General features: G+C 69.5%; 13 protein-coding genes. 11 read left to right on the top strand and 2 right to left on the bottom strand.

Features of this window, described 5'->3' with window-relative positions:
* Positions 1-35 precede the first annotated feature (35 nt).
* From HDC37_RS12150 to HDC37_RS17555, 5 genes are all read left to right on the top strand, one after another.
* On the top strand, positions 36-782 hold the full coding sequence (locus HDC37_RS12150) for an HAD family phosphatase (RefSeq protein ID WP_179560668.1): 747 nt from the start codon (positions 36-38) through the stop codon (positions 780-782).
* Positions 779-3,310, top strand: coding sequence for a glycoside hydrolase family 65 protein (locus tag HDC37_RS12145; RefSeq protein ID WP_179560667.1), 2,532 nt, complete (start codon positions 779-781; stop codon positions 3,308-3,310). Before HDC37_RS12150 ends, HDC37_RS12145 begins: the two co-directional genes overlap by 4 nt.
* Before the next feature lie 67 nt (positions 3,311-3,377).
* Positions 3,378-5,606, top strand: coding sequence for a DNA polymerase III subunit gamma and tau (locus HDC37_RS12140; RefSeq protein ID WP_179560666.1), 2,229 nt, complete (start codon positions 3,378-3,380; stop codon positions 5,604-5,606).
* A complete protein-coding gene (gene recR, locus HDC37_RS12135; RefSeq protein ID WP_179560665.1) occupies positions 5,606-6,199 on the top strand; it encodes a recombination mediator RecR in 594 nt (197 codons plus the stop codon). The genes HDC37_RS12140 and recR overlap by 1 nt, the downstream gene beginning before the upstream one ends.
* Positions 6,196-7,149, top strand: a complete 954-nt coding sequence (locus HDC37_RS17555; RefSeq protein ID WP_308472197.1) for a DMT family transporter — start codon at positions 6,196-6,198, stop codon at positions 7,147-7,149. Before recR ends, HDC37_RS17555 begins: the two co-directional genes overlap by 4 nt.
* Here HDC37_RS17555 and HDC37_RS12125 read toward each other — a convergent pair whose 3' ends face one another.
* Positions 7,150-7,647: a hypothetical protein gene (locus HDC37_RS12125; protein ID WP_179560664.1), complete on the bottom strand. Its 498-nt coding sequence runs from the start codon at positions 7,645-7,647 to the stop codon at positions 7,150-7,152.
* A 122-nt stretch (positions 7,648-7,769) separates the two neighbouring features.
* Here HDC37_RS12125 and HDC37_RS12120 point away from each other — a divergent pair, with 122 nt between their 5' ends.
* On the top strand, positions 7,770-9,056 hold the full coding sequence (locus HDC37_RS12120; RefSeq protein WP_179560663.1) for an aspartate kinase: 1,287 nt from the start codon (positions 7,770-7,772) through the stop codon (positions 9,054-9,056).
* On the opposite strand, the gene HDC37_RS12115 is transcribed toward HDC37_RS12120, so the two are convergent.
* Positions 9,035-9,637 (bottom strand): TetR/AcrR family transcriptional regulator, encoded by a 603-nt coding sequence (locus HDC37_RS12115; RefSeq protein WP_179560662.1) that lies wholly within the window; start codon positions 9,635-9,637, stop codon positions 9,035-9,037. The two genes, HDC37_RS12120 and HDC37_RS12115, sit on opposite strands and share 22 nt — an antisense overlap.
* 70 nt (positions 9,638-9,707) lie before the next feature.
* On the opposite strand from HDC37_RS12115, the gene HDC37_RS12110 reads away from it, so the two are divergent.
* From HDC37_RS12110 to HDC37_RS12090, 5 genes are all read left to right on the top strand, one after another.
* Positions 9,708-10,289, top strand: a complete 582-nt coding sequence (locus HDC37_RS12110; protein ID WP_179560661.1) for a dihydrofolate reductase family protein — start codon at positions 9,708-9,710, stop codon at positions 10,287-10,289.
* A 76-nt stretch (positions 10,290-10,365) separates the two neighbouring features.
* A complete protein-coding gene (locus HDC37_RS12105) occupies positions 10,366-11,442 on the top strand; it encodes an aspartate-semialdehyde dehydrogenase (protein WP_179560660.1) in 1,077 nt (358 codons plus the stop codon).
* Positions 11,443-11,542: 100 nt separating this feature from the next.
* Complete coding sequence (locus tag HDC37_RS12100; RefSeq protein ID WP_179560659.1) at positions 11,543-13,054, top strand: malate:quinone oxidoreductase; 1,512 nt, start codon at positions 11,543-11,545, stop codon at positions 13,052-13,054.
* Positions 13,055-13,079: 25 nt separating this feature from the next.
* Complete coding sequence (locus tag HDC37_RS12095) at positions 13,080-15,071, top strand: DUF2207 domain-containing protein (protein WP_179560658.1); 1,992 nt, start codon at positions 13,080-13,082, stop codon at positions 15,069-15,071.
* Between the two features lie 29 nt (positions 15,072-15,100).
* Positions 15,101-15,754 carry a thymidine kinase gene (locus tag HDC37_RS12090; protein ID WP_179560657.1) on the top strand — a complete coding sequence of 218 codons (654 nt, stop codon included), beginning with the start codon at positions 15,101-15,103 and terminating at the stop codon, positions 15,752-15,754.
* Positions 15,755-15,809: the final 55 nt, after the last annotated feature.

Genomic DNA, 15,809 nt, shown 5'->3' with positions numbered 1-15,809 from the left:
CCCCGGCAGGAGCCTCGCTCGCGTATGGAGAAACCGTGACCGCCCCTTCCCTTCCCGACCTCACGACCTACGACGGTGTGCTGTTCGATCTCGACGGCGTCCTCACCCCGACCGCCGAGGCGCACATGCACGCGTGGCGGACGATGTTCGAGGAGCTCTTCGCCGCGTGGGACATCACTCCGCCCTACAGCGACGCCGACTACTTCGCCCACCTCGACGGCAAGAAGAGGTACGACGGCGTCGCGAGCCTGCTGCGCAGCAGAGACGTCGAGGTTGCGTGGGGAGACCCCTCCGACGCGTCCACTGCCGACACGGTCTGCGGAATCGGCAATCGCAAGAACGACGTCTTCGCGCGGGTGCTGCGGAGCGACGGCATCGCCCCCTATCCGGGATCGGTCGCCCTTCTGGACGTCCTCATCGCCGCGAAGGTGCCGATCGCGGTGGTGTCGAGCTCGAAGAACGCCGAGGAGGTGCTCGCCGTCGCGGGCATCCGCGACCGATTCTCGGTCGTGATGGACGGGGTCATCGCCGAGCGCGACCATCTGGCCTCCAAGCCCGCGCCAGACGTCTTCGCCGAGGCGGCACGGATGCTGGGCGTCGACCCCGCGCGCAGCGCCGCCGTCGAAGACGCTCTCAGCGGCGTGCAGTCGGCGGTCGCGGCCGGTTACGGGCTCGTGGTCGGCGTTGACCGCGGAGCCGGCGTCGACACGCTGCGCGACGCCGGCGCACACGTCGTGGTGAGCGACCTCGCCGAGTTCGTCGAGAAGGAGATCCCGGCATGATGGACCGCGACCGGTTCCCCGTCGATCCCTGGCGGCTGATCGAGAAGCGGTTCTCGCTGGAGGATCAGGGCGTCACCGAGACGCTGTTCGCGGTCGGCAACGGCTACGTCGGGCTTCGGGGGAACACGCCCGAGGGCCGCCACGCCCACGAGCACGGCACGTTCATCAACGGGTTCCACGAGACCTTCCCCATCCACCACGCCGAGCAGGCCTACGGCTTCGCCGAGGTCGGCCAGATCATCGTCAACGCTCCCGACGCCAAGATCATGCGGGTCTACGTCGACGACGAGCCGCTCTCGCTCGACGTGGCGGACGTGCGCGAGTACCACCGGGAGCTCGACATGGAAAGCGGCGTGCTGCGCCGCCGTGTGCTGTGGGTGACGCCCTCCGGCAAAGAGGTGCTGATCGAAGACGAGCGCATGGTGTCGTTCGAGGAGAAGCACCTGGTGATCCTTCGCCTCGACGTCACCGTGCTGAACGCCGACGCGCCGGTGACCATCAACTGCCAGCTGATCAACCGGCAGGACGGCGAAGACGTCTACGGCGGGTCTCCCGCGCCGGCGAAGCGGGCGGGGTTCGACCCCCGGCGCAGCGACAGGATGCACGAGAGGGTGCTCCAGCCCAAGGAGTACTGGCAGGATCGCGACCGCTCGGCGCTGGCGTATCAGGTCGCCGACTCGGGGATGACGCTCGCCGTCGTCGCCGACCATATCGTGGAGACCGAGAACCACTACTCGGCCCGGGGCATCGTCGAGCCCGACATCGCCAAGAACGTCTTCCGCGTGCAGGCGCGGGCAGGGGTCCCCATCCGGGTGACCAAGCTCGTCAGCTACCACACCTCGCGCGGCGTGCCCGCGCGGGAGCTGGTCGACCGCTGCCGCCGCACCATCGACCGCGCCCTGGCCGAGGGCGTGACACACCAGTTCGAGCGGCAGCGGGCGTGGCTCGATGCGTTCTGGGCGCGCAGCGACATCCGCATCAAGGGCCAGCCCGAGATCCAGCAGGCGACCCGCTGGTGCCTCTACGAGCTGGCGCAGGCGGCAGCGCGGGCCGATCAGCACGGTGTCCCCGCGAAGGGCGTCACGGGTTCGGGCTACAGCGGTCACTACTTCTGGGACACCGAGGTGTACGTCCTGCCGTTCCTGGCCTATACGACCCCACTGTGGGCCCGCAACGCGCTGCGGATGCGCTACCTCATGCTGCCCGCCGCGCGGCGGCGCGCCTACCAGCTGAACGAGGCCGGCGCCCTCTTCCCGTGGCGCACCATCAACGGCGAGGAGGCCTCGGCCTACTACGCCGCCGGCACCGCGCAGTACCACATCAACGCCGACGTCTGCTTCGCGCTGGCGAAGTACGTGCGGGCCACCGGCGACACCGACTTCCTGTACCGCGAGGGCGTGGACATCGCCGTCGAGACCGCCCGCTTGTGGACCACGCTGGGCTTCTGGCGCACATCCAGCGGAGATGCGATCGAGTCGTTCCACATCCACGGTGTGACGGGGCCGGACGAGTACACCACCGTCGTCAACGACAACCTCTTCACCAACGTCATGGCGCGCTTCAACCTGCGTTTCGCCGCCCGCACGTTGCGCGACATGGCCGACAGCGACCCCGGCGCATACCGCGCGGCCGCCGAGCGGCTGGCGCTGGATCCGGCCGAGCCGGAGCACTGGGAGCGCGCGGCCGAGGCCATGCACATCCCCTTCAGCACCGCTCTCGGCATCCATCCGCAGGACGAGATCTTCCTCGAGCGCGAGGTGTGGGATCTCGAGGCGACGCCGTCCGACAAGCGTCCGCTCCTGCTGCACTTCCACCCGCTGGTCATCTACCGCTACCAGGTGCTCAAACAGGCCGACGTGGTCCTCGCCCTGTTCCTGCAGGGGGAGCACTTCTCCGACGAGGACAAGCTCGCCGACTTCGAGTACTACGACCCGCTGACGACGGGCGACTCCACGCTGTCGGCCGTGGTGCAGACGATCCTCGCCGCCGAGGTGGGCTATCAGGAGCTGGCGCTGGACTACTTCCGGCAGGCGATCTTCGTCGATCTCGCCGACCTGCACCACAACGCCGCGGACGGGGTGCACGTCGCCTCGGCGGGCGGGGTGTGGACCGCGCTCGTGAGCGGTTTCGGCGGCATGCGCGATCACGCCGGCGAACTCTCGTTCGACCCGCGTCTGCCCGCCGGATGGGAGGAGCTGTCCTTCCCGCTCCGCTGGCGCGACACCCCGGTCCACGTGTCGATCCGCGCCACCGAGATGCGGGTGCGGATCGAGGGCGAGGCGCCGCTCATCTTCAGTGTGCGCGGGACTCCCTACGTGGTCTCGCCCGGCGAGGGGGTCACCGTCGCGCTGGAGGATCAGGGACCGGTGATCCCCGGTCGCCCGTCGCTGACGCAGTTCGCCGATGTCGAGCTCGAGGACGGCACGACGCTGTCGGCGTCGGTGCCGACGGTGACCGCTTCCATCCCGATCATCACCTCCCCGATTCCCGCCGCGAGCGGGGAGCGGGAGCCCGTGGCGGACCGGTGATCCGGTTCGCTGCGGGGCGGGAGGAACCGGCAGAACGGATGTCGGGGGCACGCCGTAGGCTGTTCGGGTGACCACCGCCCTGTATCGCCGCTACCGTCCCGAGGCGTTCGGCGAGATGATCGGGCAGTCGCAGGTCACCGAGCCGCTCATGACGGCGCTGCGCAGCGATCGGGTCGGTCACGCCTACCTGTTCTCCGGTCCCCGCGGCTGTGGGAAGACGACGTCGGCGCGCATCCTCGCCCGCTGCCTGAACTGCGCCGCGGGTCCCACCGACACCCCCTGCGGCACGTGCGAGAGCTGCGTGGAGCTGGGGCGGGGCGGTGGCGGCTCGCTCGATGTGGTCGAAATCGACGCGGCCTCCCACAACGGCGTGGACGATGCCCGCGATCTGCGGGAACGGGCGGTCTTCGCACCCGCGCGCGATCGATTCAAGATCTTCATCCTCGACGAGGCGCACATGGTCACCCCGCAGGGTTTCAACGCGCTGCTGAAGCTCGTCGAAGAACCGCCCGAGCATGTGAAGTTCATCTTCGCCACCACCGAGCCCGAGAAGGTCATCGGCACGATCCGGTCGCGGACGCATCACTACCCGTTCCGACTCGTGCCCCCCGCCGCGATGCTGGAGTACGTCCACACGCTCTGCGAGAGCGAGGGTGTGACGGTCGAGACGGGCGTCCTGCCGCTCGTCGTGCGTGCCGGAGGGGGGTCGCCCCGCGACACCCTCTCGCTCCTCGATCAGCTGATCGCCGGGTCGGACGGCCCGGTCGTGCGGTACGAGCGCGCCGTCGCCCTGCTCGGGTACACCCACGGTGAGCTGCTGAACGAGGTCGTCGACGCCTTCGCCGCCGCCGATGCCGCCGCGGCGTTCGCGGCGGTCGATCGGGTGGTGCAGACCGGGCAGGACCCGCGTCGTTTCGTCGACGACCTGCTCGAGCGGCTGCGAGACCTCATCATCGTCGGTGCCGCCGGTCAGGGGGCGGCAGCGGTCTTGCGCGGCACGTCCGAGGAGGATCTGGCCCAGATGATGCGGCAGGCCGACGCCTTCGGGGTCGAGCGGCTCTCGCGCACCGCCGACATCGTCATCGGCGCTCTGGACGACATGACCGGTGCGACCTCACCGCGCCTGCAGCTCGAGCTGATGATCGCCCGCGTGCTGACGCACACGGGGACGACGGCGGCGGGTGTCGGTGCGTCGCCCGCCGCGCACGTCGCGGCCGCCCCGGCGCCGCCTGCGCCCGACTCCGCCCCGGCGGCGGCGCCGAGCCCTGCGGCGACATCGGCGGCGTCGAGCCCGTCGGTGGCATCGGTGCCGTCACCCGGCGCGGAGTCCTCGCCGAACGTCGGGGCCTCGGCCTCTGCACCGGCCGCACCCACACCCGTCCAACCGGTCGCCACCCCGCCGGCCGGTCCCGTCACCCTCGAGCTCATGCGCAATGCCTGGCCCGAGGTGCTGGCTCGGCTCGAAGACCTGAGCCGTTCGTCGTGGCTGGTCGCCACGGCCGCGCGCGTCGCCGACCTGAAGGACGACGTGCTCACCCTGTCGTTCCAGAGCCAGGCCGACCTGGTGAAGTTCAAGCAGAGGACCGCCGGTGCGGGACCCAGCGAAGACCTCCGTACCGCGATCCAGGGGGTCCTGGGTATACGTGTCAAGTACCTCGCCCGCCATGACGCCGGTCCCGGTGAGCCCCGTGACGAAGGCCAGCGAGACAGCGGCGGTGAGGACGGGCCTCCCCCGCCGCCGGATCCCTACGACGACCCCGGCCCGTCCGACCCGCCCGGGCGAGGCGGGGGAGCGGGCCAGGCCGCCACGCCGCAGGCAGCGCAGATGCGCGGCGTCGCCGATCGTCCGGTCGCGTCCGCGCCGGGCGGGGCGACGGCCGGCGCCGTGGCCTCGGTCACGGAGTGGGCGGTCGCCCCGATTCCGCGCGATGCCGGCGAGACCGGCGGCGATGCCGTTGATCGCGTGATGCCCGCCCTGGCCGTCGACGACGATCCGGAAGACGCCGCGATCGAGGTCGCCCGCGTCCGGGCGGCGACTGCTGCACCTCGGCGGGAGGGGCAGGTGCTCCCGGCCTCCGAAGTCGTGTCCTCCTCCGAGCCCGACGACGATTCCGACGTGGAGGTGGCGCCGAGCGCCGTCGACGCCCCCGTGCCTCCCGTCATCGCCCCGCCCATCGTGGCGCCCGCGCGGCCCTCCGGGGGCATGCAGCGGTACGGCGAGGCGGTCGTCCGCCAGGTCCTGGGTGCGCGATTCGTCCGCGAGGAGCCGCACCAGGCGCCGACGAGGTTCGGCTGATGTACGACGGCATCGTCCAGGACCTGATCGACGAGTTCGGGCGTCTTCCGGGTATCGGACCGAAGTCGGCGCAGCGGATCGTGTTCCACATCCTGCAGACCCCGAACTTCGACGTGTCGCGGCTGTCGCACCTCCTCGCCGACGTGCGAGAGCGGGTCCGCTTCTGCGAGATCTGCGGCAACGTCTCCGAGCAGGAGCGCTGCGCCATCTGCCGCGACCCGCGTCGCAACGCCACGCTCATCTGCGTGGTCGAGGATGCCAAAGACGTCGCGGCGATCGAACGGACCCGCGAGTTCCGCGGGCTCTACCACGTGCTCGGCGGCGCCATCAGCCCGATCGCGGGGATCGGACCCGACGACCTGCGAATCGCGTCGCTCATGCAGCGACTGGCAGACGGAACCGTGCAGGAGGTCATCCTCGCCACGAACCCCAACCTCGAGGGCGAGGCGACGGCGACATACCTCAGCCGGTTGCTCCACACGCTGCAGATCACCGTTACCCGGTTGGCCTCGGGGCTGCCGGTCGGGGGCGATCTCGAGTACGCCGACGAGGTGACCCTGGGGCGGGCCTTCGAAGGCCGGCGCTCGATGTGACCGCGCCCGTCACCGCCCCTCCGGCCGGAGGTCGGTTCGGCACGCGCGGCTGGATCCTCTTCGCGGTCATGTCGGTGCTCTGGGGCATGCCGTACCTCTTCATCAAGGAAGCTGTCGAGACCATCTCCCCGGCAGGCGTGGTGGCGGGCAGAACCCTGGCCGCCGCCCTGCTGCTGCTTCCCTTCGCGCTGCGCGCGAAGGCACTGCGCCCCGCGTTCGCGAAGATCGGATGGGTGCTGGCATTCGGGGCGGTCGAGATGGCCGGACCGTTCTTCCTCCTCAGCCACGCCGAGCTGACACTGTCATCGGGCCTGACCGGACTCCTCGTGGCCACGGTGCCCCTGTTCGCGGCGATCATCGCCGTCATCGGCGGCGACCGCGCCGCCCTCAGCCCCTCCCGGGTCCTCGGCCTCGTCATCGGATTCCTCGGCGTCGGGGTGATCGTCGCAGGCCCCGCCCTCTCCGAGGGGGAGGTCGTCGCCGGTCTCATCGCCGTGGGGGAGGTGCTGCTGGTGGCCGTGCTGTACGCCACCGCTCCCTTCATCGTCGCCCACAAGCTGCGCGACGTGCCGCCGCTCGGCACCATCACGGTGTCGCTGCTGGTGGTCGGGCTGTGCTACCTCCCGGTGGCGCTGATCGTGCAGCCGGGCCCGCCGAGCGTACGGAGCCTGTGGTCGCTGGGACTCCTGGCGGTGCTCTGCACGGCACTCGCGTTCATCGCCTTCTTCGCCCTCATCCGCGAGGTCGGTCCCGCCCGCGCACCGCTGTTCACCTACGTCAATCCGGTGGTGGCCATCCTTCTCGGGGTCATCGTGCTCTCCGAGCCCCTCACGGTCGGACTGCTTCTCGGCTTCCCGCTGGTCATCCTCGGATGCTGGCTCGCCGCCACGGGCGGCACCCTCCGGCCGCGTCGCGCCGCGGTCGATCCGCCACCGGTCGCCCCGGGCTGATCAGCGCAGCACCTCGACCAACGCGATCCACGACACCAGCAGCGCGGAGGCGATCGTCAGGAGCGCGGCCCCAGCGGCGGCGTACAACCCGGCGGGGTGGCCGATGAGAAGTGCGCATCCCGCCAGGGCGTACGCGGCGATCGGCACGAATCCGATGACGGCCTTCGTCACCGTGGGTGGGGCGTCGTCGCCCGGCGGGGGAGTGCGGACGATGACACGTGCCGCGTGCCCCTGGAAGACGGCGGCGATGAGGGTGAGCACGAGGATGATCACGCCGTAACCGACGGCATCGAGGTCGGGTATCAAGCCGATCGCCCCGACCGAGAGGGCGACGACGAGCGCGACGATGCCGGCCCCCAGTCGGGCGGTGACGGTGGTCGCCTGAATGACCTCCCGGATGTTGACGCTGGCCGCGACGATGACCAGCCCCGCGAGGGCCGCAGCAGCACCCACGATCGCCACGTTGAAGTCCGACCACGCCGCGAGTTCCGCCGTCATGGTCGGCAGGGTACATGGAAGTCGGGGAATGCGACGGTCCGTAAGATGGTGCTTCGGTGCGCCGTCCCGTCGCGCGCCGTCGCCGGGCGCCGTGGCGCCAGACGTACGCGGGGGTTCTACACGTGGCGTTGATCGTCCAGAAGTACGGTGGCTCGTCCGTCGCCGATGCCGAGAGCATCAAGCGGGTCGCCAAGCGGATCGTCGACACCCGACGCGCCGGACACGAGGTCGTCGTGGCCGTCAGTGCCATGGGCGACACCACCGACGAGCTTCTCGAGCTCGCGGGCAAGGTCGCCCCGATGCCGGCTCCGCGCGAGCTCGACATGCTGCTCTCCAGCGGTGAGCGGATCTCGATGGCGCTCCTGGCGATGGCCATCCATTCCATGGGTTTCGAGGCGCGATCGTTCACCGGCAGCCAGGCGGGCATGATCACGGATGCCACGCACGGCGCCGCGCGCATCGTCGACGTCACGCCGGTGCGCCTCCGAGAGGCGCTCGATGACGGCGCGATCGTGATCGTCGCCGGGTTCCAGGGGTTCAACCGCGATACCCGCGACATCACCACGCTCGGGCGCGGCGGGTCCGACACCACTGCCGTGGCCCTCGCGGCCGCGCTCCAGGCCGACGTGTGCGAGATCTACAGTGACGTGGACGGGATCTTCACCGCCGATCCGCGGGTCGTGCCGAAGGCGCAGAAGCTCGGCAGCATCTCCAGCGAGGAGATGCTCGAGCTCGCCGCCAACGGTGCGAAGGTGCTGTACATCCGCGCCGTGGAGTACGCCCGACGGCACGGAGTGCTGATCCACGCACGGTCGACGTTCAGCCCGGACGTCGGGACGTGGGTCGTGGGGCCGGGCCAGAGTCTTCCCGACGGGGAGAAGGGAGAGAAAATGGAAGAGCCGATCGTCGCCGGAGTCGCCACCGACCTCAGCCAGGCCAAGATCACCGTCATCGGTGTACCCGACGTTCCCGGCAAGGCCGCGGACATCTTCAAGATCGTGGCCAAGTCGGGCGCGAATGTCGACATGATCGTGCAGAACGCCTCCGCAGCGGCGACCGGGCTCACCGATATCTCCTTCACCCTGCCGAAGTCCGACGCGACGGCGGCGCTGAAGGCCCTCGCCGGCGAGCAGACGGAGGTCGGGTTCCAGAGCCTCGTCCACGATGACCAGATCGGAAAACTCTCGATCGTCGGTGCCGGAATGCGCACGCACTCCGGCGTGGCCGCGACCCTGTTCGAGGCCCTGAGCGTCGCACGGATCAACATCGAGATGATCTCGACCTCCGAGATCCGCACCTCCGTCGTCGTGCGCGGCGACAACCTCGGCGAGGCCGCTCGTGTCGTCCACGCCGCATACGGTCTCGACGGTGAGACCGAGGCCGTCGTCTACGCCGGCACCGGGCGCTGACCCGGAGGCGGGTCCTCACCCAGGATCCCGCGGACGAACGCCTCGACCGCGGCATCGGTGGAGATCTCCGGATCGATCGACACTGTCAGCCTGTCCAGCACCAGCCCCTCCAGGGCGAAATGGAACAGGGCGATCTCGAAGTCGCCGCCGGGGAGGCCTGCGGCCCGGTTGAACGCGACGTCGGCGGCGAAGCCCGTGCGCATCCACTCCCTCAGGGGCTCGGCGATCTCGGGGTTGCGCGCTGCCTCGACGCGAAGGGTGAATAGTGCGAGAGAGACCTCGCGGTCGGCCAGCAGTCGGCGCACGATGTCGTGCGCGTAATCGGCGAACAGCGACGGGGTCGGCGCGCGATCCAGCCACGGCGCGTGCACCGTCGGATCCGGCGCCAGTCGCTCTCCGATCCGTTCCACCAGCGCCGCGATGAGCGCTGCTCTGGTGCGGAAGTAGTTCGAGGTCGTGCCCACGGGCACGCCTGCCTGCGCGTCGACGGACCGGTGGGTGAGACCCCGCATCCCCTCGCGTGCGACGACCGACAGCCCTGCGTCTGCGAGCGTCTGGCGTCGTGCGTCGTTCCGGGCCACACCGCCACCCTAGCGGGACCACGACATCTGTCGTAAGTTAACCACAACAGATGTTGTGAAAGGTGATGCCATGACGGAACTCGTCTACTACGTCGCGACCAGCCTCGACGGGCGCATCTGCGCGCCCGACGGCGGGTTCGAGGCCTTCCTCACGACCGGCGATCACCTCGCGGCGATCCAGCACGACTGGGCGGACACGCTGCCCTCCGCCTTCTACGAGCAATCCGGGTCGACGGCGCCGCGCGAGCGGTTCGCCACGGTCCTCATGGGATGGAACACCTTCGCCGCAGGCCTCGGCGTCACAGACTCGCCGTATGCCCATCTCGACCAGATCGTCTTCTCGCGGACCCGCACCGACGCCGACGTGGGAGCGGGCGTACGCGTGGTGCGAGACGATCCCCGGGGCGTCGTGGCGGACCTGAAAGCGCGAGGTGGAGGTGACATCTGGCTCTGCGGGGGAGGCGATCTCGCCGGCCAGCTGATGGACGACATCGACCGCCTGGTGCTGAAGGTCAATCCGGTCGTCTTCGGTGACGGTCGTCCGCTCTTCGCCGCGGGCTACGACCCGGCCGCGTTCACCCTCGAAACGAGCCGAACCTTCCGCTCCGGAGTCCTCATCAACGAGTACGTGCGTCTTCGTTCCGAAACGTGAGGCGCACGCCAAGGCGGCGCATCCGGGGCGTCACACACGGAAAGGGCCCGCGGCCGGAGCGATAGACTCCCTACCCATGGCCCGCATCTCCGACTCCGGTCTGTCCCTCGCCGTCGTCGGTGCCACCGGTCAGGTCGGCACCGTCATGCGCGACATCCTCCTGGAACGCTCGTTCCCCATCCGTGAGATCCGCCTCTTCGCCACCGCGCGATCGGCAGGCACCGCGGTGGACTTCGCCGGGCACACGGTGATCATCGAGGATGTCGCCACCGCCGACCCGCAGGGCATCGACATCGCCCTGTTCTCCGCCGGCGCGACGGGCAGCCGGGCGCACGCGCCGCGCTTCGCCGAGGCGGGCGCCGTCGTCATCGACAACTCCAGCGCCTGGCGCATGGATCCCGAGGTGCCCCTGGTCGTCAGCGAGGTCAACCCCCATGCCATCGATGACGCCGTCAAGGGCATCATCGCCAACCCGAACTGCACGACGATGGCGGCCATGCCCGTGCTGAAGCCGCTCCACGCCGAGGCGGGGCTCGAGCGCCTGGTCGTGAGCACCTATCAGGCGGTGAGCGGATCGGGTTTGGCCGGCGCCGAGGAGCTGCTCGGCCAGGTCCAGGGTGTGCTGGCACAGGGTGACACGCTGCGGCTCGTCCATGACGGTTCGGCGGTAGATTTCCCCGAGCCCGAGAAGTACGTCGCGCCGATCGCCTTCGACGTGATCCCGCTTGCCGGCAACCTCGTCGACGACGGCGCGAACGAGACCGACGAGGAGAAGAAGCTTCGGAACGAGAGCCGCAAGATCCTCGAGCTTCCGGACCTCCGTGTCGCCGGCACCTGTGTGCGGGTGCCGGTCTTCACCGGCCACTCGCTGAGCATCCACGCGGAGTTCGCCCGCGAGATCTCACCGGCGCGGGCGGTCGAGATCCTTTCGGATGCCCCCGGGGTGAGCCTCGAGGAGGTGCCGACGCCGCTGCAGGCGGCCGGGAAGGACCCGAGCTTCGTCGGGCGGATCCGCGCCGACCAGTCTGCGCCCGAGGGGCGGGGACTCGTCCTCTTCGTCAGCAACGACAACCTCCGCAAGGGCGCCGCCCTCAACGCCGTGCAGATCGCGGAGCTCGTGGCGGCCCGGCGGTTCGCGCGCGCCGACGTATAGTCCGATCGGTCTTTCGACGACGAGAAAGTTCCGTCATCCTTTCGGTGCTCGCACCCGCGCTCTGATCGGGAGGTTTTTCCGCGGCGCGTAGAATCGAGGCGTGACTGATTCCCCCGATCCCGAGACCCCACCGGCGGCACCAGACGACGTCATCGACGTCGTCCTGATCGGCGGGGGCATCATGTCGGCCACTCTCGGCACCCTGCTGAAGGAGATCCAGCCGGACTGGAAGATCGAAGTCTACGAACGGCTGAGCGACGTGGCGCTGGAGAGCTCCAACGCATGGAACAACGCCGGGACCGGTCACGCAGCCCTGTGCGAGCTGAACTACATGCCCGAGGGTCCGGACGGATCGCTCGACCCCGCCAAAGCCATCGCGATCAACGAGCAGTTCCAGCAGAGCCGCCAGCTGTGGTCATCCCTGGTGGAGAAGGGCGTGCTCGACGAGCCGTCGACCTTCATCAACGCCACCCCGCACATGACCTTCGTCACGGGGGAGAAGGACGTCGCTTACCTTCGCAAGCGCTATGAGGTCCTCAGGCAACAGCCGCTCTTCGCCGGCATCGAGTACAGCGAGGACTCGCGGGTGATCAACCAGTGGGCCCCGCTGCTGATGAAGAAGCGGAAGAAGGGCGAGCCTTTCGCGGCGACCCGTGTGCCCAGTGGGACCGATGTCGACTTCGGCGCGCTCACTCGTCAGCTCTTCGACGACCTCGTGGACAAGGGCGCGGAGGTCATCACCAACCGCGAAGTGAAGAAGGTCCGGCGTGCGAAAGACGGCACCTGGCGGGTGCGCTGGCGCAACACCATCGGCCACACCCCCGGCGAGACCCGGGCGCGGTTCGTGTTCGTCGGCGCCGGTGGATGGGCGCTGAAGCTCCTTCAGTCCAGCCGCATCCCCGAGATCAACGGATACGGAGTCTTCCCGATCGGCGGGCAGTGGCTGAAGACCAGCAACCCCGCCCTCGTGGCGCAACACCGCGCGAAGGTCTACTCCCAGGCTTCGGTCGGGGCGCCGCCGATGTCGGTGCCGCACCTCGACACTCGCGTCGTCGACGGCGAGGCCTCGCTGCTGTTCGGCCCGTTCGCCACTTTCAGCCCGAAGTTCCTGAAGAACGGCAAGATCACCGACATCGTGGCGCAGGTTCGGCCGGGCAACATCCTCCCCATGCTGAAGGTCGCCGTCGACAATCCCGGGCTGATCAAGTACCTCGTGGGGGAGCTGCTGAAAAACCACGCTCGCAAGGTCGACAGCCTCCGCGACTTCATGCCCACCGCGCGTGATGAGGACTGGGAGCTGCTTCAGGCCGGCCAGCGTGCGCAGGTCATGAAGAAGGACCCGAAGAAGGGTGGCGTGCTGCAGTTCGGCACCGAGGTGGTCACGTCGGCAGACGGCACGATCGCCGGGCTGCTCGGAGCTTCGCCCGGGGCGTCCACGGCGGTGTCGATCATGCTGGGGCTGCTGAAGACGTGCTTCCCCGACCGGATCGACGCGTGGGAGCCGCGACTCCAGCAGCTGATCCCGAGCTACGGACACACGCTGAACCCGCGGCCCGAGGTCGCCGAAGAGGTGCTGTCGGAGACGGCGGAGGCTCTCGCCCTCACCGCCTGAGGGTCGCGATCGCTACGCTGGCGCCGTGGGGATCGCGAAGGGCGTGGTGGTCGCAGCCGTCCTGGTGGCATCCGCGGGCGGTCTGGTCTCGTCGGGGGCGGCGGCCGCGGATCCGGCCGGAGCGCCTGTCGGTGTCGTCGCCGCCGACGTCGACGACTTCTCCTACGACTCCTTCCGAGGCGAGTACTGGCTCGGGCGAGAGACGAACGGGCAGAGCGCGCTGTTCACCACCGAGACGATCGTCGCGCGTTTCCCGGACTTCGACCAGAACCGAGGGATCGTCCGCGCCCTGCCGAAGGCCGATTCGGGGATCGAGCACGACACGACCGTCGTGAGCGTTCAGGGCGCGGACGGGGTTCCCATCCCGTGGTGGATCGAGGAGGACGATGACTTCGTCTACGTGCTCACCGGTGACGACGACTTCGTCCGCGGCCTGCAGACGTACGTCATCTCCTACACGATGACCGATGGCGTCGTCAGGTACGACGACACCGACGCCGACGAGTTCACGTGTGACACCGTGGGTACCGATCACGCTCAGCCCTTCGACAGCGTGGAGGCGATCGTGCACGTTCTCGGCGACCCGTCCGATGATCTGCTCCCGGGACGCGCCTACTGCTACACCGGCCCCGCCGGGTCGACCGAGCGGTGCGATATCCGTCCGGTGACACCGCCCTCGCTGCGGGAGGGTCCCGTCGCCCTCTGGGCGACAGGGCTCGATCCAGAGGGGTCGGCCGCGGTCGGAGCGTCATTCGAAGCGTCGGACGTCGATCTCGGCCCCGACGAGAACGTCACCGTGTCGCTGGGATTCGCCACCGGCGCCTTCGCCGCGGTCTCGCCGCCCCCGCCGCCGCCGTATCCGTGGTGGGAGTGGGCGCTCCCGGCCGCGGCATATGTAGCCGGGATCGGCGGCTTCGTCTTCGTCGCCGTGCTGCGTGCGCTGCTGCGGCGGAACCCCGACCGCTCTCCGGTCGTCGTGCAGTACTCGCCCCCGAGCGACGAGTCGCCCACGCTGTCGGCCGGGGTGTGGGGGACGCCCGAGCGCGCCCTGGCCGCCCACGTGGTGGATCTCGCCGTCCGCGACAAGGTCGAGATCGCAGCGTCGGGACAGCGTGCCGACGCCGACGACTTCTCCGTCGTGCTCCGCGACGCCTCCGGTCTCGCCCATGACGACCGCCGCGTCGTGACCGCCCTCTACGGCAAGGACGCCGAGGTCGGCGACCGGATCGACCTCGGAGCGTTCGCCCGCACGCCGCCTACGCGGGCGGCGACGTACGTGCGGCAGATCGACCGGGCCACCATCGACCGCGGTTATCGAGCCGCCACCCCCGGATGGGTCGGACGGGTGCGGGGCCTGCTGCAGATCGGGGGTCTCGTCGTCGCCATCCTGCTGTGCTTCTTCGTCGACGAGGTGCCCTCGGTCGTGCGGGATCTCGATGCGACGGGGGGATGGATCTACGGACTCGCGGTCGCGAGCGGCTTCGCCGCCTTCATCATCCTGCCGTTCTTCTCAGTGCCCGGGTCCACTCTGACCCTGGCGGGCGGAAAGCACCGCACCTACCTCGAGGGCATGCGACGCTATCTGCTCCTCGCCGAGGAGGAGCGTCTGCGCGCGGCGCAGGGACCGGGCACCGCCGACCTCGTCACCTCCGGCAGGCGCCCCTTCGGCGACGCGCCGGGCGCGGCCGGTGCCGACGTGATCAATCTGTACGAGCGTCTGCTTCCCTATGCCGTCCTGTTCGGGATGCAGCGGGAGTGGATCGAGGTGATCCGTGCGGCAGGCGACGCGCCGATGGCCGGGGCGGGATCGAGGCTCGCCCTCTTCGATGCCGTCACCACCGATTCGCTCTCGCGGGCGTCGTCATCGATCGGCAGGCTCGCGGTGACCCCCGTCTCGCGGGGCTCATCGTCGTCGTCGGGATCGTCCTCCTCGCGCAGCTGGTCGTCATCGGGCAGCTCGAGCGGTGGGGGATTCTCGGGCGGAGGGGGCGGTGGCGGCGGTTTCGGCGGGCGGTGAGACGATCGCCCGGGGCCTAGACTCGCGGGGTGGCGAAGCTCTATTTCCGGTACGGGGCGATGAACTCCGGGAAGTCGACCGCGCTGCTCCAAGCCGCTTACAACTACGAGGAGCGCGGACAGCACGTTCTGCTCGCCAAACCCGCGATCGACACCAAGGATGCTGCGAAGGTGTCCAGCCGCCTCGGGGTCACCCGGGATGTCGACTTCCTCGTGGCGCCCGACGACGACATCCGCAGTCTCTTCGCCGAGCATCGCGAACGCGTCAGGCACGCCGGGGATGAAGCCCTCGTTCCCGAGGCGGGAGGGACGAGCCCCGACGTGGCCTGTCTCCTCATCGACGAGGCACAGTTCCTCACGCGCGAACAGGTCGATGACCTCCTTCGCATCGTCGTGCTCGACGGCGTCCCGGTCCTCGCCTACGGCATCCGCACCGATTTCCGCACCGATGCATTTCCCGGATCCGCCCGGCTGATGGAACTCGCCCACAGTCTCGAGGAGCTGAAGACCATCTGCCGTTGCGGGAGCAAGGCCCTCTTCAACGCCCGACTGGTCGGCGGCCGATTCGTCTTCGACGGTGACCAGGTCGCGATCGACGAGCTCTCCGCCGACCGCGTGACCTACGAGTCGATGTGCGCGGAGTGCTATCTGCGTGAGTCAGGCGGACGCCTCGACGGACGGTGAGCGCCCGGTGGCGTGGCCCGGTTGCGTGTGGTCTGACCACAGGGTAGGGTGGCGG

Origin of the sequence: Microbacterium sp. AK009 (assembly GCF_013410955.1) — a bacterium.
Taxonomy (GTDB): domain Bacteria; phylum Actinomycetota; class Actinomycetes; order Actinomycetales; family Microbacteriaceae; genus Microbacterium.
Note: the sequence above shows the minus strand (reverse complement) of the source record. Positions and strands in the feature narration are given on the sequence as shown.